This is a genomic window from Kitasatospora sp. NPDC017646, assembly GCF_044329365.1.
In the GTDB taxonomy this organism is placed as follows: domain Bacteria; phylum Actinomycetota; class Actinomycetes; order Streptomycetales; family Streptomycetaceae; genus Kitasatospora.
In genome coordinates this window covers 66,369-85,188 of the sequence record NZ_JBIRJC010000021.1, presented here as the reverse complement: position 1 = coordinate 85,188, position 18,820 = coordinate 66,369, and the positions used below count along the sequence as shown (strand labels likewise).

Sequence of the window (18,820 nt, the reverse complement as noted above, 5' to 3'; positions counted from 1 at the left end):
GGGGGGACCGGGTGAACGACCCGACAACCGTGGCTCCGGCACTGGAGGCCGTCGGGCTGGGCAGGCAGTACCGGGGCGAATGGGCCCTGCGCGGCTGCGACTTCACCGTCCCGGCCGGACGGATCTGCGGAGTGGTCGGCCCCAACGGCGCGGGCAAGAGCACCCTGCTCTCCCTCGCTGCCCGCCAACTCCAGCAGACCGAAGGAGAGTTGCGGGTGTTCGGCGAACCGGCGGCCACACCGGAGCAGCGCGCCCGCGTCGCCTACGTGGCACAGGACAAGCCGCTCTACCCCGGTCTCACCGTCGCCGAAACGCTCCGGATGGGCCGCGAGCTCAACCCGGCCTGGGACCAGCAGACGGCCCAACAGATCGTCGACCAGGGCGAGTTGCGGCCCAAGGCCCGCATCGGCTCGCTCTCCGGCGGCCAGCGCACCCGGGTCTCCCTGGCGCTCGCCCTCGGCAAGCTGCCCGACCTGCTACTGCTCGACGAGCCGATGGCCGACCTCGACCCGCTCGCCCGGCACCAGCTCATGGGTACCCTGATGTCGGCCGCCGCCGAGCGCGGCACCTCGATCGTGGTGTCCTCGCACATCCTCCCCGAACTCGACGGCGTCATCGACCACCTGCTGCTCGTCCAGGGCGGGCGCATCCGGCTGGCCGGCGACCTGGACGACATCCTGGACGGGCACCAGCTGCTCACCGGGCCGGCCGACAGCGTCCCCATCCCGGCCGACCTGGTGGTCGAGCAGCGGGTCGGTGGCCGCCGGGCGACCGCGCTGGTGCGCACCGGGGCACCGCTGGACGGCCCTTGGGAGAGCGAACGTCCCAGCCTGGACGAGCTGTTGCTCGGCTACCTCCGCGCACCGGCCGGCCCCGGAGCACCCGCCCCCCGACCGACCGACCCGCGACCGACCGACCCCCGACCCACCGCCCCCCGAGGCGCCGACCACCGCCCCGACGCCACCCCGGCCAACGACGAGAAGGCGGCATGAGCACCTACCTCCTGACCGACCGGACGGGGCCCGGCCCCGCCCCCGTGGACCGGGAGCGCTCCGGCGCCCCCCGACTGCGCGGGCTGCTCTGGCTGGCGACACGTCAGAGCCGTTCGCTGCTGTGGACGCTCGCCGCACTGCTGATCCTGGCGGCGGCCGACCTCATCTGGATCCACGTCCTCTGCAACCACACCGTGGGCGTGCTGCGCCGGACCGGCTGCTACAGCCCCGAGAGCTGGAACAGCGCCCACTGCTGGGCCCTGCTCGCACCGATCCACCGACCGAACTTCTGGTACATCTCCGTACTCCAGCCCACGGTCACCGCCGTCCCGCTGCTGATCGGCTTGTTCGTCGGCGCGCCGCTGCTGGCCCAGGAGCACGAGCGCGGCACGATCCGCCTGATCCGCGCGCAGACCGTCAGCCCGGTGCGCTGGCTGGCCGCCCGCCTCGCCGTGCCCGGCCTCGCCGTCCTGGCCGTCACCGGGGTGCTCGCCGCACTGATGAACTGGGTGTGGTGGAACGACATCGTGCACGGGCCGGTCGCCTTCGACCCGCCGTTCCAGTTCTTCACCTACCCCGCCCTCGGCGTGGCGCCGGTCGCCTGGTCCCTGTTCGCCCTGTCCCTGGGCGTCCTCGCCGGCCAGTTGACGCGCCGGACGTTGCCGGCGATGTTCCTGACCGGCGCACTGGTCGCCGCCACCCACGGCGTGATCCGCTGGGCCCGCCCGTCCTTCTACCCCACCGTCGACAAGACGGTTCCCCTGAACACCGCGCAACCCACCAACGCCTGGCTGATCAACCGCGAGGCCATCATGCCGGACGGCAGCCGCATCAGCTCCGACGCGTGCTCCAGCACGCACCGGTGCGACGGAGCCACCGGCACCTGGCTCCAGTACCACCCCTCCGCCCACCTCGTCCCGATCCAACTCGTCGAGGCCGGAATCCTGTTGGCGCTCACCCTCCTGATCACCACGGCCGTCTTCCTCCGCATCCGCCGATGAGGACCCCAGGAACCCGCTCCCACCTGCGCGGCACTTGACGAAAGGTTGACCTGTTCACGGCAGATCGTTGACGCGGGACGCCCCTATGGTCGGCCCATGCCCTCACAGCCCATCAGGCCCACCGCACTGCCGGTCCTGCCCTACCGCAAGCCCACCCGCGGCCGGGACTACTGGGTCCTGGACAACGTCCTGCCCGACCCGGACGCGGTCCGCGAGCGCGTCCTGGCGCGCGGCGACTGGACCGAGGGCTACCCGTACCGCCCCGAGACCTGGCCCGGCCTGCGCACCATGCCCGGCCTGGAACCGGGCGAGCTGGCGCGGGTCGAGGCCCAGGTCCGCAAGGCCACCGGTGCCTCCCGGCTCTGGGTGCAGAGCACCCCGGGCGGCGGCACGCTCAACCACAACTGCGTCCAGGTCGTCGGCTCCGGGGAGTCGGAGTCCCGCCCCCACACCGACTCCCGCGCGCTCTGCCGCTACGCCGCCGTGCTCTACCTGAGCCCGGGCGCCCCGAAGGACGCCGGCACCAGCTTCTACCGGCAGCAGTTCCCCGGTGGCCGCCTCGGCGGCAACCTGGTCAACGCCCCGCACAACAACCTGGTCGAGGCCCTCGGCACTCGCCACGTCCCCGCCGACCACTTCACCGAGGACGTCCGCGTCCCCAACCGCTACAACCAACTGCTGCTCTACCACGCCAACCTGATCCACAGCGCCACGAACTACTACGGCACCGACCTGGCGGAGCGCCGGATGACGGCGGTCTTCTTCTGGATGGCCTGACGGACGAACGAATGCGGCAGCGGACCACCTGACACCTCCTCAGCCGGACACCCGCCGGACACCCGCCAGGCCCGGAAGCGCCCGTAGGATCGCAGGGACCAGCCACTGGCACCCCACTGGCACCCCTGGACACCCCCGAGGCCGCGATGACCCAGGACGCCGTACCCACCACCGAGACCGTCCGCGCCGACTGGGCCGGGATCGACCGACTGCCCACGCTCGACCTGCTCGGCCTGATGAACGCCGAAGACCGCACCGTCCCCGCCGCCGTCGCCGGGGAGTTGCCGCGGATCGCCGACGTGGTCGACGCCGTGGCCGCCCGGATGGCGCGCGGCGGGCGGCTGGTCTACGCCGGGGCCGGCACGGCGGGGCGGCTCGGGGTGCTGGACGCCGCCGAGTGCCCGCCGACCTTCGGCACCGACCCAGCTCTGGTGGTCGGCCTGATCGCGGGCGGCCGGACGGCCGTGACGGAGGCCGTCGAGGGCGCCGAGGACCGCACCGACCTGGCCGAGGCGGACGTCGCGGCGCTCGCCCTCACCCCGGCCGACACCCTGGTGGGCGTCTCCGCCTCCGGCCGTACGCCGTACCCGCTGGCCGCCGTCCGCGCCGCGCGGACGGCCGGGGCGCTGACCGTCGGGCTGGCGTGCAACCGGGGTTCGGCGCTGGTGGCGGCGGCGGAGCTGGGGATCGAGGTGGAGGTCGGCCCGGAGGTGCTGGCCGGGTCCACCCGACTGAAGGCGGGCACCGCACAGAAGCTGGTGCTCAACCTGCTGTCCACGGCCGTGATGGTCCGCCTCGGCCGGACGTACGGAAATCTGATGGTCGATCTGCGGGCCACCAACGCCAAGCTCCGGGACCGCGCCCGCCGGATCGTCTCCGAGGCCACCGGCGCCGACGAGGACGCCGTCCGCCGTGCCCTCTCCGCCACCGACGGCCGGACGAAGGACGCCGTCCTGGTCCTGCTCGCGGACGTGGACGCGCCCACCGCCGCCCGGCTCCTCGCCGCCTCGCAGGGACGGCTGCGCGATGCCCTGGAACTGATGAGGGCCTAATCCGCACTCGGTCCAGACGGTACGGGCCCCGGTTCAGACGGTACGGGCCCTGAGGTGGGCCCGTTCGCCCTGGTGCCCGAAGAGGACGAGGAGTTCGACGGTCCGATCGCCGTCCGCTCCGAGCCAGTGCGGTACGTGGGTATCGAACTCGGCGGCCTCGCCCGCCCGGAGGACCAGGCTCTGGTCACCCAACAGCAGGCGCAGCCTGCCGGAGAGCACGTAGACCCACTCGAATCCCTCATGGGTCTTCAGTTCCGCCTCGGTGCGGGGCCGGGGTGGGATCAGCAGCTTGTGAGCCTGGACGCCGCCGGGGCGGCCGAGCGGTGCGTACGTCATCCCGTCCCGGGCCACCGGGCGCAGGTGGATGCGCGGGTCCCCGGTGCGGGGCGCGGCCACGAGGTCGTCGGGGGGACCGCGCGGACCTCGGCGAGCGGCGCCGTGCACCCCGTGCACACCGAGCGCAACGGATACACGGAGCACACCGACCCCGCGACCTTCTGGGAAGACCACTACTCCCGCCTCGACCCCGAGTGGGGCACCCGGCCCAACACCGTCCTGGACGGCCTGGTGGCCGCACTCGCCCCCACCCCCGGCACGGCGCTCGACCTGGGCTGCGGACACGGCGGCGACGCACTGCGGCTCGCCGCCCTCGGCTGGGACGTCACGGCCGTCGACGTCGCACCGACCGCCCTCGCCCGGGTCGCCGAACGGGCGCGGGCCGCCGGCGTGTCCGCCCGCGTCCACCCCGTCCGCCACGACCTGTCGAGGACCTTCCCCCCGGGCGGTTTCGACCTGGTCAGCGCCAGCTACCGACTGGCCGGCGACTTTCCGGCCGGCCCCCCGACACAGGGTGGCCGAGGTCGTCGCCCGCTACCGGGCCGCCGTCGAGCGCGCGAACGAGGCACTCGACCGGTGCGCCGACCTCGGCGCGCCCCTGCTCCGGCCCGGGCGTACGGATCCGTCGCCGAGCGTCCGCTGGGCGCTGACCCACATGATCGAGGAGACCGGCCGCCACGCGGGCCACGCGGACATCCTGCGCGAACTCATCGACGGCACGACCGGCCGCTGACCGCAGGCAGGGCCTTGAGACGGACCTAACCCAACCGCAGGTCCGCCGCCGCCACGACCTCCCCCAGCCGCGGGAAGTTCAGGTCCACCGAGGCCCGGTGCTCCGCCTCGGTCAGCCCGGTCATGGCGTCCTCGACGAAGACCAGCCGGTAGCCGCGGTCGGCCGCCGCGCGGGCGCTCGACTCCACGCCGACGTTGGTGGCGATCCCGGTGAACACCAGGGTCTCGACGCCCCGGGCCCGGAGCAGCTCGTGCAGCCCGGTGTCCTGGAAGCCGCCGATGGTGCGCTTCACCACGACCTCGTCGGCCGCCGCCTCGACCTCGGTGACCAGCCCGCTGCCGGGCGGCTGCTCGGCGACGCCCGGCCGCTCGACCCGCACCGCGACGACGGGTGCGCCGGCGGCGCGGAAGGCCCCGGCGAGCTCCAGCGAGGCCGCCACGACCTCCGGACCGGTGTGCGGCGCGAGCTGGTGGGCGACGATCCGGTCCACCAGGTCGATCAGGACCAGGGCCGTCGTACGGGGATCAAGGGTGGTCATGGCGCACACGCTAGCCCATCGGACTTAGCCCGAACGCTCCACTGCCTTCAGCCCGGACCCTCCGCCGCCTCCCGCTCGATCTCCGCCCGGAAGCCCTCGATCAGCACCCGCAGCCCGTAGTCGAAGTCGGCGTCGTGGTCGGTCATCCGCAGCACGTCGGCGGCCTCGCTCAGCAGCGGCAGGTCGCGCAGGGCCTCGTCCGGGAACGGCGGCCGGGTGCGCTCCGCGGCGTCCTGCCGCCAGGCCTGCTCCTCGGTGACCCAGCCCATGATGTACCGGTCGACGGTCAGCAGCAGCCGCAGCGCCGTGCGCGGGCGCAGCCCCGCTCGACACAGTGCGCTCAACTGGGCTTCGACCGCGGGGAGTTCGTCCTCGGTAGGCAGGGTTCCGGCGTGCACCCGGGCGCCGTCGCGGTAGGCGAGCAGGGCGGCGCGCTTGGCGCGGGCGTCGGCGGCGATCCACTCGGGCCAGTGCTCCGGCTCCGGTCGGCGGTCGGGCGGGAGGGCCTCGGCGAGCATCGCCTCGGCCATCAGGTCGAGCAGTTCGCGCTTGTTCTTGAAGTGCCAGTAGAGCGCCGGCGACTGCACGCCGAGTTCCCGGGCCAGCCGCCGCGTGCTGAGCCCGTCGATGCCCTCCTCGTCGAGCACCCGCAGCGCGGTGCGCACCACCTCGTCGCGTTGCAGTGCCATCCGTTCGACCTCCCGGTAATCCGCTTGCGGGACCCACCTTATCGCCGCTAAGTTCCGACCCGGACTTTATCAGTGATAAGGAACGGCGACCAAGGCCTCAAGACCTCAAGGACCCCTCATGACCTCAGGAACGGAACGCCCCCGCTCCCGCCTGCTGCCCGACACCGCGCCCTGGCGCTCCTCCCGGGACTTCCGGCTCACCTGGACCTCCGGCGCGGTCACCATGCTCGGCTCGATCTTCACCATGACGGCGATCCCGCTGCAGATCGCCGAGCTCACCGGCTCGCCGCTCGCCGTGGGCGCCGTCGGCGCGGCCGAACTCGTGCCCACCGTCCTGTTCGGCCTCTACGGCGGCGTGCTCGCCGACCGCGCCGACCGCCGCACCGTCGCCCTGGCCACCGAGGTCGCGCTCGCCGCGCTCAGCGCCCTGCTGCTGGCCAACTCCCTGCTCGGCACGCCCGCCGTCTGGCCGCTCTACCTCGCCGCCGGTCTGGCCGCGGCGGTCCAGGGCCTCCAGCAGCCCTCGGTGGACGCGATGATCCCGCGCCTGGTGCCGCAGGATCAGCTGGTGGCGGCCGGAGCACTGCTCTCCCTGCGCTGGAGCATCGGCGGGCTGGCCGCCCCGGCGGCCGCCGGACTGCTGGTCGCGACCGCCGGCGTCCCGGCCGCGTACCTGGTCGACCTCGGCACCTTCCTGCTGTCGATCGCCCTGCTCGCCAGGGTCCGCCCCGTCCCCGCGGAGCGGGACCCCGAGGCGCCGCCGCTGCGCGAATTCGTCGAGGGCGCCCGGTACGTGGCGCACCGGCCGGACCTGCTGGGCACCTACCTGGCCGATCTCGCCGCCACCGTCTTCGCCCTGCCCACCGCGCTGTTCCCGTTCCTGGCCGCGGAGTCGGACGCGACCTGGGCGCTCGGCCTGCTCTACTCCGCGTCCGCCGCCGGCAGCCTGGTCGCGGCCGCCACCGGCGGCTGGACCGAGCGGGTGCACCGGCACGGACGGCCGGTCCTGCTCTCCGCCGCCCTGGTCGGCGCGGCCACCGCCGCGGCCGCCGTCGCCCCGGACCTGTGGACCGTGCTGCTCTGCCTCGCCCTCGCGGGCGGCGGCCACTGGATCGGCGACACCTTCCGCAGCAGCATCTGGAACCAGTCCGTTCCGGACGAACTCCGCGGCCGCGCCGCCGGTCTGGAGCTGCTGATCGGCTCCGCCGGCCCGGCCCTCGGCGACCTGCGGGCCGGCGGCCTCGCCGCCCGCCAGGGGATCCGGGCCGCCCTGCGCACCGGCGGCCTGCTCTGCCTGGGCACCAGCGCCGTCCTGGCCGCCGCCCTCCCCGCCCTCTGGCGCTACGACCAGCGCGCGCACCGGCCGGACGTGGCCCCGGAGTCCGCCCCGTGACGGCACGCTCCGCCCCCGGGACAGCCAACCTCCCACCGGGCAGGGATCGCTGGAGGCCGGCGAAGCCGGTCCCACCCGGTTCGCGGGGCAAGCACCCGCGCGCCCGCCCCTGACGTGAATGCGTCGTTCCGTACGGACCACCGTTGACCACCCGGCCCGTCCGACGGTTGGCTCACCCACGAGCCGGTCGCAGGGGAGTTCGACACCAGCCCTCAAGGCGACCACGCGCCACCGGGCGCCACCGTCGACGCGGTCCGGCCGTTCCCAGGGGAGGGGATCAGATGACCCACGCACGCACCACACCGACCCGCGCCACGGCCCGCCGGCTGCTGCGCGCCGCCTGCGCGCTCGGCGCCGCCGCCGCCCTCGCACTGACCGGCACCCGAGCGGCCCAGGCCGACCCGGCCCCCCACCGCGCGCCGGGCACCGAACGGGTGTCCGTCGGCCTCGGTCAGGCCCAGCCCGACGGTGGCTCACGCGCCGCCGGTCTGAGCGCCGACGGCCGCTACGCCGTCTTCACCTCGACCGCCACCAACCTGGTGCCCGGCGACACCAACGGCAAGAGCGACGTCTTCGTCCGCGACCTGCGGACCGGCCGCACCGAACGGGTCGACACCGGGCCGGACGGCGCCCAGGCGGACGGCGACTCCTTCGAGGCCACCATCAGCGGCGACGGCCGCTACGTCGCGTTCGGCTCCTCCGCCACCAACCTGGTGCCCGGCGCCAACCGCGGGTACGACGACGTCTACGTGCACGACCGCCGGACCGGCGTGACCACCCTCGTCTCCGTCGGCGAGGAGCCGGGTCAGTCCCAGAAGGACAAGTTCTCCGGACACCCCTCGATCAGCCGGGACGGCCGCTCCGTCGCCTTCCAGTCCAACCGCTCCGACCTGGCGCCCGGCACGGTCACCTGGCAGGGAGCCAACATCTACGTCCACGACCTGCGGACCGGGGAGAACCGCCTGGTCAGCACCGGCGCGGACGGCAAGGAGGCGAACGGCTCCTCCGCCTCCCCGGTGATCAGCGCCGACGGCGCGAGCGTCGCCTTCATCTCCAAGGCCACCAACATCATCGCCCCCGACCAGCCCGGCGCGCTCTCGCCGGACGCCGCCGCCCGGCTCGGCGCCGACTCCGATCAGGAGTCCGACGAGCAGTTCGTCCACGACTCCCTCCAGAGCCCCGAGCCGGCCCGCTCAGCCGAGTCCCCCACCTCCTCCGACCACCCGCAACTGCTCAAGCCGCACCTCTACCCGCTCTACGTCCGCGATCTGCGCTCCGAGCGGACCACCCTGGCCAGCCCTGACGGCAAGGACGGCTGGCGCGGGGCGGACTACCCGGCGCTCAGCGCGGACGGCCGCTACGCCGTCTACTCGGCCTGGGTGCAGCACGGCGACAACTGGTCGGACCACCACTTCGAGGTGTACGTCCGGGACCTGACGAGGGGCACCGAGAGCCTGGTCAGCGTCGGCCTGCCCGGGACGACGACCACCGGCGACTCCCTCAACGGCCGGATGAGCGCCGACGGCCGCTGGGTGTACTTCGACTCCACGGCCGCCAACCTGGTGCCCGGCGACACCAACGGCGCCGGCGACGTCTTCCGCCGCGACCTGCGGACCGGCCGCACGGAGCGGGTCAGCGTCGCGGCCGACGGCGCCCAGACCGCCGGCGCCTCGTACGACCCGTACATCGACGCCCGTGGCACCACGGTGGTGTTCACCTCGGAGGACGGCACCCTCACTCCGGGCGACACCAACGGAGCCCCGGACGTGTTCGCCCGCCGACTGCCCCGCTGAGCTCGGAGCCCGCCCCGGCGCGCCCTCCCGGCGCGAACCCATCCCGCCCGCCCGACGGCTCCGCGTCAAGCGAAATCTTGCCCCGACCCCGTTGACTGACACTTTGTCAACTATTCACCATTCCCTGTCTACCCGCATAGATCCGCCGGTGGTGACATGGACACACACCGCTCGGCATCCCGTGCCGGGCCCGTGACAGGGAGCTCCCCACATGCTTCGTGCCCACCGCCTCGCCCCCGCCGTCGCCACCGTGGTGCTCGCCGCGGCCGCCCTCGCGACCGCCGGCACCGCACACGCCGCCCCCGCCCGCACCGCCGTCGCCCCGCACACCGGCGCCGCCCTCGACGCGACCTGCTCGCAGGCCTACCTGCCGCTGCCCGACCCGTCCTGCACGCCCGGCGCCACCAACCCGGACGTCACCCAGGACACCATCGACTCCACCATCTGCGTCAGCGGCTACAGCACCTCGATCCGCCCGTCCACCACCTACACCAACCGCCTGAAGGTCCAGCAGATCGCCCAGTACGGCTACGCGGACACCAGCACGGCGGACTACGAGGAGGACCACTTCATCCCGCTGTCGCTCGGCGGCAACCCCACCGACCCGAACAACCTCTGGCCGGAGCCGCGTTACGCCACCGGCGCGAGCGGCCTGTACTCCACCGACAAGGACACCGTGGAGTACAAGCTCTACCGCGCCGTCTGCAACCACCAGGTCGACCTGGTGCCCGCCCAGCAGGCCATCGTCAACGACTGGACCACGGCCCTCTCGGTCCTCGGCCTCGGCTGACCGGAAGCCCGCGGCCCGTCCGGCGCGGGCGCCCACGCCCTCACAGCGTGAGCGTCCGCGCCGACGCGCTCACCGGCGCCGGGAGTTCGGTCCGTCCGCGCAGGTAGCGGTCCACCGCCGCGGCCGCTGCCCGGCCCTCGGCGATCGCCCAGACGATCAGCGACTGGCCCCGCCCGGCGTCCCCGGCGACGAACACCCCGTCGGCGGCGGTGCCGAACCCGTCGTCCCGCTCCAGCGTGCCCTCCGGCCCGAGGTCCAGGCCCAGTTGGGCGAACAGCGACTGGTCCGGCTCGGGCCCGGTGAAGCCCAGCGCGAGCAGTGCCAGCTGCGCGGGCAGCACCCGCTCGCTGCCCGCCCGGGGGCTGCGCCCGTCCGCCACGCACGAGGCGACGCGGACGGCCGCCAGCCGCCCGTCCGGTCCCGGCTCGAATCCGACCGTCACCGCCTCGAACACCCGGCCACCGCGCGCCGAGGGACCCGCCCCGGCCCCCGACGGATCCGAATGGCCCGCCGACGGACCCGACCCGCCCGTCACCGCCTCCGACTCCTCGTGCGAGGTGGTCTCCCGGTACACCTTGGGATGGACCGGCCAGGGCTGTCCCGCCGCCCGGTCCCGCGGCGGGCACGGGTTGATGTCCAACTGGGTGACCGAGGCCGCGCCCTGGCGCAGCGCCGTCCCCAGGCAGTCGGCCGCGGTGTCCCCGCCGCCGACGATCACCACCCGCCGCCCCTCGGCGGACAGCGGCGAGGTCACGACGTCCCCCTCGTCCACCCGGTTCGCCCAGGTCAGGTACTCCATCGCCGGATGCACCCCGGGCAGCCGGCACCCGGGCACGGCCGGCTCCCGGTGGGCGGTGGCGCCCACCGCGACCACCACCGCGTCGTGCTCGGCGCGCAGCCGCTCCCCCGTGACGTCCCGACCGACCCACACCCCGGTGCGGAACTCGGTTCCCTCGGCGCGAAGTTGGTCGAGCCGCCGGTCCAGGCGGTGCTTCTCCAGCCGGAACGGCGGGATCCCGTAGCGCAGCAGCCCGCCCGGGCGGTCGGCCCGCTCGTAGACCGTGATCGCGTGCCCGGCCCGGGTCAACTGCTGGGCGGCGGCCAGCCCGGCCGGGCCCGAGCCGATCACCGCCACGCGCCCTCTCCGGCCGTACGGGGAAGGGGGAAGCGGCCGGTCCCAGCCCTCTTCCCCGGCCCGGTCGGCGATCGCCAGCTCCACGTTCCTGATCGTCACCGCGGCCCCGTCGATCGCCAGCACGCAGGCGCTCTCGCACGGCGCCGGGCAGAGCCGCCCGGTGAACTCCGGGAAGTTGTCGGTCGCCAGCAGCCGGGCGGCCGCGGCCCGCCAGTCCCCCTCGGCCGCCAGCCGGTTCCACTCCGGCACCAGGTTCCCCAGCGGGCAGGCCGCGTGGCAGAACGGCAGTCCGCAGTCCATGCACCGCTCCGCCTGCCCGCCCACCACCGGCAGAAGCGCCCCCGGCCGGTACACCTCCCGCCAGTCCCCCAGGCGCTCCCGCGCGTCCCGCCGCGCCCGCTCCGCGCGCGGGGTGGTGAGAAAGGCCATCCGCTCTGCCATCGCGGCCTCCCGCGGGGCGTGCCGACACGGACCGGCGGCCCACCGGCGGCGCGCCACCGTGTGGCCACCGTACGCCCACGAAGGAGCGGGCGAAACCCACGCCGGCCGGAAAGCCGCGCCCCGCTCTCCACTGCCGTGAGCACGCCAGGGAGAATCTCCCCCATGACCCACACCGTGCTGATCGCCGAGGACGACCGCGCCATCCGCGACTCGCTCACCCGCGCCCTGACGCTGGAGGGCTACCGGGTACGGATAGCCGCGGACGGCACCCAGGCCCTCGCCGTCCTCGCCGAACAGCGCCCGGACGTCCTGGTGCTCGACGTGATGATGCCCGCGCCGGACGGCCTGGAGGTCTGCCGCCGGCTGCGCGCCGCCGGGGACCGCACCCCCGTGCTGATGCTCACCGCCAGGGTCGAGGTCCCGGACCGGATCGCCGGACTGGACGCCGGCGCCGACGACTACCTGGTCAAGCCCTTCGACGTGGACGAGCTGTTCGCGCGCCTGCGCGCCCTGCTGCGCCGCAACCCCCCGGCCGAGACCACCGAGGACGTGCTCACCGTCGCCGACCTCCGGGTCGAGCCGCCCGCCCGCCGGGCCTGGCGCGGCGGACTGGAACTGGAGCTGTCCCGCACCGAGTTCGACCTGCTGGAGCTGCTCACCCGGAACGCCGGCGCCGTCCTCGACCAGACCACCCTGTACGAGCGGATCTGGGGCTACGACTTCGGCCCCGGCTCGAAGAACCTCGCGGTGTTCATCGGCTACCTGCGGCGCAAACTCGACCGCCCCGGCCTCACCCCGCTGATCCACACGGTCCGCGGCGTGGGCTACACGCTGCGCGAGCCGTGACCGGCCCCGCGGGCAACCGCCCCCGCCTGCCCCGCCCGGGCCTGCGCACCACCCTCTCGCTCGCCTTCGCGGCGATGGCGGCGCTGGTCGCGGTGCTGATCGGCACCCTCGGCTACCGCGCCGCCGCCGCCCTGATCCGGGACGACGAGACGGACGACTTCAACTCCGCCGTCCGCGCGGTGAGCGGCCAGGTCGACCGACAGAAGCTGTTCCCGGGGGACTTCAACGGCCCGAGCGGACTGAGCGAGCAGCTGCTCCACCCGATCCGGGTCACCGCGCAGGCCCTCGACTCCACCGGGGCCGTCATCCCGGGCGCCTCCCACATCGTCCTGCCGACCACCCCGGCCGACCGCGAGCTCGCCCACGCCGACACCCCCGCCCGCACGGCGACCGACGTGCGCCATCTCCCCGGCGCCACCTGGCGGGTGGGGGTGGTCTCGCTCGGCAGCGGCCGCGGGGCCGTCCAGGTCGTGCAGCGACTCGACGACGTCGAGCAGCTGTTGGCGCGGCTGCGCGCCCAGATGGTGGCCGTGGTGGCCGCCGTCGTGCTGGTGGCCGGCGGGGCCGGATGGCTGGTCGCCGGGCGGATCACCGGACGGCTCGTCAGGCTCACGGACGCCGCCGAACTGGTCGCCTCCAGCGGCCGGTTGGACGTCCCGGTGCCCGCCGCCGGGACGGACGAGGTGGGCCGGCTCGGCCGCGCCTTCGACCGGATGCTGGTCCGCCTCGCCACGGCCAAGGAGAACCAGCGCCGACTCGTCCAGGACGCCGGGCACGAGCTGCGCACGCCGCTGACCAGCCTTCGCACCAACCTCTCGGTGCTCCCCAGCATCGACCGGCTGCCGCCCGCCGAGCGCGCCGCGCTGCTCGCCGACCTGTCCGAGGAGGCCCGGGAGCTGACCCAGCTGGTCGAGGAGCTGGTGGCGCTCGCGGCGGACCGCAAGGCGGACGAGGACCCGGTCGAGGTGGTGCTGGCGGAGGTGGTGCACGAGGCCGCCGCCCAGGCCCGCCGGCGCAGCGACCGGACGATCACCGTGGACGCGGACGGCACCGTCGTCATCGCCCGCCCGGACGCGCTGGCCCGCGCGGTGAACAACCTGCTGGACAACGCGGCCAAGTTCGACCCGGCCGGGACGTCCCCGATCGAGGTGGTGGCGCGCGGCCCGCGGGTCGAGGTCCGCGACCGGGGCCCGGGCATCGACGAGGCCGACCTCGACCGGGTCTTCGACCGCTTCTACCGGGCCACCGCCGCCCGCAGCCTCCCCGGTTCGGGCCTGGGCCTGGCCATCGTGGCCGAGGTGGCCCGCTCGCACGGCGGCACCGCCTTCGCCGCCAACCGGGAGGGTGGCGGCGCGGTGATCGGCTTCACCCTCGGCGGGTAGGGACCGTCCGGCGGACCTCGCCGGACGGTCCCTAGCACCCGAGGTCAGCGGGGCCTGCGTCCGGACTCCACCGGCCTCCTCGGCCCCGTGAGGGTAGTCCGGACCGCCGCGGGGACCGGGGGACTGCGCCCTCAGGTGGAGGCCGGGCCGGCGCCGTCCGGTTCCCGGTCCGCCGGGGGCCCGTGAGGTGTCCGCCGCGACCGCGGATCCAGGGCGAGGCCCACGCCGACTGCCGCCACGGCCAAGCCCAGCACGGCGAGCGGGCGGGACCACTCGCCGGCCGAGGTGGGGGTGAAGGCCGGGGGCAGGACCAGGAGCGAGGCGGTGAGGGCGGTGGCCGCGGAGGCGGGGCGCACGCTCGGGCGACGGGGGCCGAGCGCATCGAGCAGCATCAGGTAGCCGGCGAGCAGGACGGTCACCGCGAGCGCCCGCCACCAGGACGGCTCGCCGAGGGCGGCGAGCGGGACGGATCCGGCGGCGAGGAGGGTGGTGCGACCGGTGGACAGACGGGCGAGCCACCTCGTCGGGGTCGGCCCGTCCGGGGCGGGCACGGCGGCCCACAGGGCACCGACGGCGACCGGCAGGAGGCACACGGGCCCCAGCCGGTCGGTGAGGGTGCCGGTTCCGGTGCCCGCGGCGGCGAGGGCCAGGGCGGTACCGGTGCCGCGCAGGGCGACGCGTTCGAGGCGCGGGGACCAGCCGGTCCCGCGGGCCGGTCGCCCCGGTCCCGCATCACGCGTCGCGCCGGCCGGAGCGGTCGGGCCGGTCGGAGCGGCCGGATCAGCCGCACCGGTCGAACCGGTCGAACCGGCCGCACCGGCCGCACCGGTCGTCGAAGGCAGGGTCATCGGCCGGCCCCCACGATGCGGCGTCGCAGCAGGGGCCCGAGGGCCAGGTCCAGGGCCTCGCCGGGCGTGTGGCCGACCACCGGGATGCCCCGGCCGCGCAGCGTGACGCGCATCGCCTCCCGTTCGGCGCGCCACAGGCGCAGCGCGAGGGCGTCGGTCCCGTCGTCGGGGCGGGCCGTCGGCTCCCCGGCCGGGATCTCCACCACGACGAGGGGGTTGCCGCGTTCACGGATCTGGCCGAGGACGTCGAGGATGCGCTGGTCCGCGAGGGGTGTGAAGGCGTAGACGAGGGCATGGCCGGGCAGGGCCGCGAGCGGCAGGGGCGGGAGGGGGCCGCGCGGGGGGCGGTCCTGACGGGCCTCCAGCACGCTCTCCACCATGCGGTAGAACTGCCGGTCCCCCGCGGAGGCGGTGAGCCGACGCAGGCGTCCGCCGACCGCCAGCAGGCCGATCCGGTCGTGTCGGCGCAGGTAGGCGCGGGTCAGGCCGGTGGCGGCGCGCAGGGTCTCGTCCAGGCTGCGCCGGCCGGTGGCGGTGTCGATGTAGTCGGCGAGGGTGTCGAGCAGGACGACCGCGTCGACGGCGCGCTCGGCGGCGAACTGGTTGATCTGGACGGCGTCACGGCGGGTGGTGGACGGCCAGTGGATCCTGCGCTGCCGCTCGCCGGGCACGTGCGGGCGGACGCCGACGACCTCGACACCGGTGCCCTCGTGGGCGGTGGTGTGCTCACCGATCCGTTCGGGCAGGCGGACCGGGACCGGGGTCAGGCGGGCGGCGTCGGGGACGGGGAAGACGTCGACGGTGCCGAGGTCGGTGCGGACGGTGCGGTGGGTCAGGCCCCGGGCGTCGGGCACGTCGAGGTCGACGACCCCGAGGTGGCGGCGGCCCCAGCTGTCCACGCGCAGAACGAGGTCGACGCCGGTCGGGGTCACGGTCAGGGCGTCCATGGCGAGGCCGGGGCCGAGCGACACGGTGGGCTCGGGCGGGCCGATCCGGCCGTCGTGCTCCACGGTGACGTGCACGGTGACGGGCTCACCCTCGAAACAGCGCCGCGGTCGGACGGTGCTCTCGGCGGACAGCCGGGTGGGGCGACTGGTCCCCGGAGCGGCGAGCGCGAGCAGGACGGCCGCGAAGGCCGCCGGGGCGAGCAGCCAGGCGTGGCCGGTGACCAGGGCGGCGACGGCCGCGGCGGTGGCCACCGTGAGCAGGCGCAGGGTCTGCTCACGGGGCCGCCAGTGGGGTGACGGCGGGGTGTCGGGCAGGCCGGCGGCGCTGGCCCGGGCGCTGCGAGCGACGGCCAGGGCCCGGGCGCGGCCGGCGAGGTGGTCGGTGTCCTCGACGGCCGACGCCGAACCCGACGCCGGAACCGGAGCCGGAACCGGAGCCCCGGCGCGGTTCACGGTGCCACCGCGCGGGGCAGCGTCTGCGGTGCCGGAACGGAGGCGACCAGCCGCGCCATCACGTCGTCCGCCTCGATCTGGCGCACCCACAGTTCCGGCTTGAGCGTGATGCGGTGGGCCAGGGCGGGGACGGCGAGCGCCTTGACGTCCTCGGGGGTGAGGTAGTCGCGGCCCTCCAGCACGGCGTGGGCGCGGGCCAGTTGGATCAGCGCCAGACCCCCGCGGGGCGAGGCGCCCACCTGGATCTGCTGGTCGTTGCGGGTGGCGTCGACGAGGGCGATGACGTAGTCGACCAGGTCGTCGTCGACCTCGACCCGTTCCACCGCGGCCCGCATGGCGAGCAGTTCCTCCGGGCCGGCCACGGTCTGGAGCACCGGTTCGGGGGCCGCCCGGTCGATCCGCGCGCGCAGCATCGCCGCCTCGGTGGCGGTGGGCAGGTAGCCCATGCGCACCCGCAGCAGGAAGCGGTCGAGCTGGGCCTCGGGCAGGGCGTAGGTGCCCTCGTACTCGATCGGGTTGGCGGTGGCGATGACCAGGAAGGGTTCCGGCAGCCGGCGGGTGGCGCCGTCGACGGAGACCTGGCCCTCGGCCATCGCCTCCAGCAGGGCGGCCTGGGTCTTGGGCGGGGTCCGGTTGATCTCGTCGGCCAGCAGCAGCTGGGTGAAGAGCGGGCCGGGCCGGAACACCATCTCGCCCGTGGTGCGCTCGTAGAAGGGCGCGCCGGTGACGTCGGAGGGCAGCAGGTCGGGGGTGAACTGGATCCGGCGGAAGTCCAGGCCGAGGGTGGTCGCGAACGAGCGGGCCAACAGGGTCTTCCCGAGCCCGGGCAGGTCCTCGATCAGGACGTGCCCGCCGGCGAGGGCGCCGAGCATGACCAGGCGCAGTGCCTCCGGCTTGCCGACCACGGCCCGTTCGATCTCCGCGAGCACCGCGCCGGCCCGGTCTCCGGCCTGCTGCGGAGTCAGCGGCGACGTGGTCGCGGCAGTGTGGGGGCTGTTGGAAAGGGCGGACATGGCGCTCCTGCGGAAACGATTCGGTCGCTGGGTACGGGCGTCGGTAGGGGAATCGGTACGGGTCTCAGTGCGGGTCTCAGCGCGGGGTCGGTACGGGAACCGGCTCGCGGCCCGGGTCGGTGACGGGAGGTCACAGCGATTCGAGCCGGTCGACCAGCTCGTGCAGGACCTCCGCCGGGAAGGCCGCGGCGGGCGCGGGCGCCAGGGGGTCGATCCACGGCCACAGCCGCGGCCCGAGGAGTTCGGCCGCCCGCTCGCGGTCGGCCGGCAGGCTCACACCGTGGACCTCCACGAGCCGTACCGCGTACAGCCGTTGGAGCCGGGAGCGCAGCGGCACGGCGTCGCCCCGGGGGTCGAGGCCCTGGCGGACCGTCCAGCGCCAGTCACCGAGGCCGTGCTCGTACACGTCCGTCTGCCGCGGCCGGCGGCGCAGGGAGAAGGGCTCGGCACCCGCTCCGGCCACGTGGCGGGCCACGAGCAGACCGGTGACGGCCAGCAGGGCCGCGCCGGCCCCCGCCCCGGGCCAACCGCCGACCAGGGCGCACAGGACCTCCGCGAGGGCGGCGGGCACGGCCAGCTCGATCAGGCTGTGGCGCACCGAGCCCGGGCGGGCGAGCTCGAGCTCCGTCCCACCCGTCCCGTCCGCGGTCCGGTCCCGCCGCGGCGCCGCTCCGCTCATCGGCCACCTCCCCCGGTGTGCGCGCCGGTGGTCGCCGGGGGCAGAGTGTCCGCGAGCCGGGCGGCGATGGTGTCCAGGGCCGTACGGGCCCGGCGCACCTGGTCGTCGTCCATCCGGTGGGTCGAGTAGCGGGCCTCCCGGAACAGCGCGGTGAGCTCCCGCGCCCCGGCGGCGTCGATCCGCTCATCGGACAGCGCCCGCCGCAGCAGCTCCGTCGGGCTCTCCCAGGCGTGCCGGGGCAGGCCGGAGGCGGCCAGCGAGCTCTCCATCGCCGCGTAACAGGCGATCACCGCCGCCCGGGCGTCGGTTCCCTCGAGCGCTCTGCGACCGGAGGCGACGGCCTCGGCGAGAGCGGCCTCGGGGCTCGCGGACGCGACCGCGGCCGGCAACACCACCGGAGCCCGCCGGTCCCGCGACCGGTGCAGCCGAAGCAGGACGACGGCTCCGAACAGCAGCGCGACGGCAGCCGCCAGGACGAGCAGGGCGACGAACAGCACGCCGGCCCCGACTGCGACGACCGAAACGGCCGGTGCCCGCGGGCCCGGCGGGACGGCCCCGGGGCTGACGGTGGGCACCACCGGCGGACCGGGCTGCCCGTGCGGCCCGGAGGCACCCCGGGCGTGCAGGACCAGCAGCAGGACCGGCACCGCGGCGGCGGCCAGGGGCAGCAGGAGCATCGCCGCCGCCCGCAGGCGCTCGGCCCTGGGCGTGGGCCCGTCGAGGTGGCGGACCTCCTCGCGGAAGCGCACCGCGAACCTGCCGACCAGCGCGGTCCAGACCAGCGCGAGCAGCATCACGTACCCGAGGTCGCTCACCGGCCCGCTCGTCGCCGTCCCCAGCAGCCCGCCCTCCGGCCGCAGCGCGGCAGCGGCCGTCACCAGCCCGCCGACGACCAGCAGGACCCCCGCCCGCCGGTCCCACCGCCCGCGCGTACCCGACGGCGACCCACCGCTCATCCGAACCCCCCGGTTCCCCCGCGCGC

The 18,820-nt window shown here is 75.2% G+C and carries 17 protein-coding genes and 3 pseudogenes; 11 read left to right on the top strand and 9 right to left on the bottom strand.

The window, feature by feature from the left end; translation table 11 throughout:
- Positions 1-11 precede the first annotated feature (11 nt).
- The 4 genes from ACH4J0_RS28265 (at position 12) to murQ (ending at position 3,822) form a co-directional block, all read left to right on the top strand.
- Positions 12-992 (top strand): ABC transporter ATP-binding protein, encoded by a 981-nt coding sequence (locus ACH4J0_RS28265; RefSeq protein WP_396243424.1) that lies wholly within the window; start codon positions 12-14, stop codon positions 990-992.
- Positions 989-1,993: a hypothetical protein gene (locus tag ACH4J0_RS28260; protein WP_396243423.1), complete on the top strand. Its 1,005-nt coding sequence runs from the start codon at positions 989-991 to the stop codon at positions 1,991-1,993. Before ACH4J0_RS28265 ends, ACH4J0_RS28260 begins: the two co-directional genes overlap by 4 nt.
- 96 nt (positions 1,994-2,089) lie before the next feature.
- Positions 2,090-2,770, top strand: coding sequence for a DUF6445 family protein (locus ACH4J0_RS28255; RefSeq protein WP_396243422.1), 681 nt, complete (start codon positions 2,090-2,092; stop codon positions 2,768-2,770).
- A 146-nt stretch (positions 2,771-2,916) separates the two neighbouring features.
- Positions 2,917-3,822 (top strand): N-acetylmuramic acid 6-phosphate etherase, encoded by a 906-nt coding sequence (gene murQ, locus ACH4J0_RS28250; RefSeq protein ID WP_396243421.1) that lies wholly within the window; start codon positions 2,917-2,919, stop codon positions 3,820-3,822.
- Between the two features lie 33 nt (positions 3,823-3,855).
- On the opposite strand, the pseudogene ACH4J0_RS28245 reads toward murQ, so the two are convergent.
- A pseudogene (locus ACH4J0_RS28245) lies at positions 3,856-4,256 on the bottom strand (cupin domain-containing protein); the annotation flags it as partial.
- A 4-nt stretch (positions 4,257-4,260) separates the two neighbouring features.
- On the opposite strand from ACH4J0_RS28245, the pseudogene ACH4J0_RS28240 reads away from it, so the two are divergent.
- Together ACH4J0_RS28240 and ACH4J0_RS28235 are read left to right on the top strand one after the other, a co-directional pair.
- Positions 4,261-4,575, top strand: a pseudogene (locus tag ACH4J0_RS28240) (class I SAM-dependent methyltransferase); the annotation flags it as partial.
- A gap of 61 nt (positions 4,576-4,636) precedes the next feature.
- A pseudogene (locus ACH4J0_RS28235) lies at positions 4,637-4,891 on the top strand (DUF664 domain-containing protein); the annotation flags it as partial.
- Between the two features lie 25 nt (positions 4,892-4,916).
- Here ACH4J0_RS28235 and ACH4J0_RS28230 read toward each other — a convergent pair.
- Positions 4,917-5,429, bottom strand: a complete 513-nt coding sequence (locus ACH4J0_RS28230; RefSeq protein WP_396243420.1) for an isochorismatase family protein — start codon at positions 5,427-5,429, stop codon at positions 4,917-4,919.
- A gap of 47 nt (positions 5,430-5,476) precedes the next feature.
- Complete coding sequence (locus tag ACH4J0_RS28225) at positions 5,477-6,118, bottom strand: TetR/AcrR family transcriptional regulator C-terminal domain-containing protein (RefSeq protein WP_396243419.1); 642 nt, start codon at positions 6,116-6,118, stop codon at positions 5,477-5,479.
- A 118-nt stretch (positions 6,119-6,236) separates the two neighbouring features.
- Here ACH4J0_RS28225 and ACH4J0_RS28220 point away from each other — a divergent pair, with 118 nt between their 5' ends.
- The 3 genes from ACH4J0_RS28220 to ACH4J0_RS28210 all read left to right on the top strand — a co-directional run bounded on the left by ACH4J0_RS28220 (position 6,237) and on the right by ACH4J0_RS28210 (position 10,094).
- Positions 6,237-7,511: an MFS transporter gene (locus ACH4J0_RS28220; RefSeq protein ID WP_396243418.1), complete on the top strand. Its 1,275-nt coding sequence runs from the start codon at positions 6,237-6,239 to the stop codon at positions 7,509-7,511.
- Positions 7,512-7,792: 281 nt separating this feature from the next.
- Entirely contained in the window at positions 7,793-9,304 is a 1,512-nt protein-coding gene (locus ACH4J0_RS28215; RefSeq protein WP_396243417.1) for a TolB family protein, read from the top strand.
- A gap of 211 nt (positions 9,305-9,515) precedes the next feature.
- Entirely contained in the window at positions 9,516-10,094 is a 579-nt protein-coding gene (locus ACH4J0_RS28210; protein WP_396243416.1) for a hypothetical protein, read from the top strand.
- A gap of 40 nt (positions 10,095-10,134) precedes the next feature.
- Here the strand turns inward: ACH4J0_RS28210 and ACH4J0_RS28205 are convergent, their stop codons facing one another.
- A complete protein-coding gene (locus ACH4J0_RS28205; RefSeq protein WP_396243415.1) occupies positions 10,135-11,670 on the bottom strand; it encodes a glutamate synthase subunit beta in 1,536 nt (511 codons plus the stop codon).
- A 162-nt stretch (positions 11,671-11,832) separates the two neighbouring features.
- Between ACH4J0_RS28205 and ACH4J0_RS28200 the strand changes: the two genes are divergently transcribed.
- Both ACH4J0_RS28200 and ACH4J0_RS28195 read left to right on the top strand, forming a co-directional pair.
- The gene (locus ACH4J0_RS28200) at positions 11,833-12,516 is read left to right on the top strand and encodes a response regulator transcription factor (protein WP_396243414.1); all 684 of its coding nucleotides are present in this window, start codon (positions 11,833-11,835) and stop codon (positions 12,514-12,516) included.
- Complete coding sequence (locus tag ACH4J0_RS28195) at positions 12,513-13,898, top strand: ATP-binding protein (protein ID WP_396243413.1); 1,386 nt, start codon at positions 12,513-12,515, stop codon at positions 13,896-13,898. The genes ACH4J0_RS28200 and ACH4J0_RS28195 overlap by 4 nt, the downstream gene beginning before the upstream one ends.
- 131 nt (positions 13,899-14,029) lie before the next feature.
- On the opposite strand, the gene ACH4J0_RS28190 is transcribed toward ACH4J0_RS28195, so the two are convergent.
- The 5 genes from ACH4J0_RS28190 to ACH4J0_RS28170 form a co-directional block, all read right to left on the bottom strand.
- A complete protein-coding gene (locus ACH4J0_RS28190; protein ID WP_396243412.1) occupies positions 14,030-14,746 on the bottom strand; it encodes a hypothetical protein in 717 nt (238 codons plus the stop codon).
- On the bottom strand, positions 14,743-16,146 hold the full coding sequence (locus ACH4J0_RS28185) for a DUF58 domain-containing protein (RefSeq protein WP_396243410.1): 1,404 nt from the start codon (positions 16,144-16,146) through the stop codon (positions 14,743-14,745). Before ACH4J0_RS28185 ends, ACH4J0_RS28190 begins: the two co-directional genes overlap by 4 nt.
- Complete coding sequence (locus tag ACH4J0_RS28180; protein ID WP_396243409.1) at positions 16,143-17,159, bottom strand: AAA family ATPase; 1,017 nt, start codon at positions 17,157-17,159, stop codon at positions 16,143-16,145. Before ACH4J0_RS28180 ends, ACH4J0_RS28185 begins: the two co-directional genes overlap by 4 nt.
- Positions 17,160-17,289: 130 nt before the next feature.
- Positions 17,290-17,838 (bottom strand): hypothetical protein, encoded by a 549-nt coding sequence (locus ACH4J0_RS28175; protein WP_396243408.1) that lies wholly within the window; start codon positions 17,836-17,838, stop codon positions 17,290-17,292.
- Entirely contained in the window at positions 17,835-18,794 is a 960-nt protein-coding gene (locus tag ACH4J0_RS28170) for a DUF4129 domain-containing protein (protein WP_396243407.1), read from the bottom strand. The genes ACH4J0_RS28175 and ACH4J0_RS28170 overlap by 4 nt, the downstream gene beginning before the upstream one ends.
- Positions 18,795-18,820: the final 26 nt, after the last annotated feature.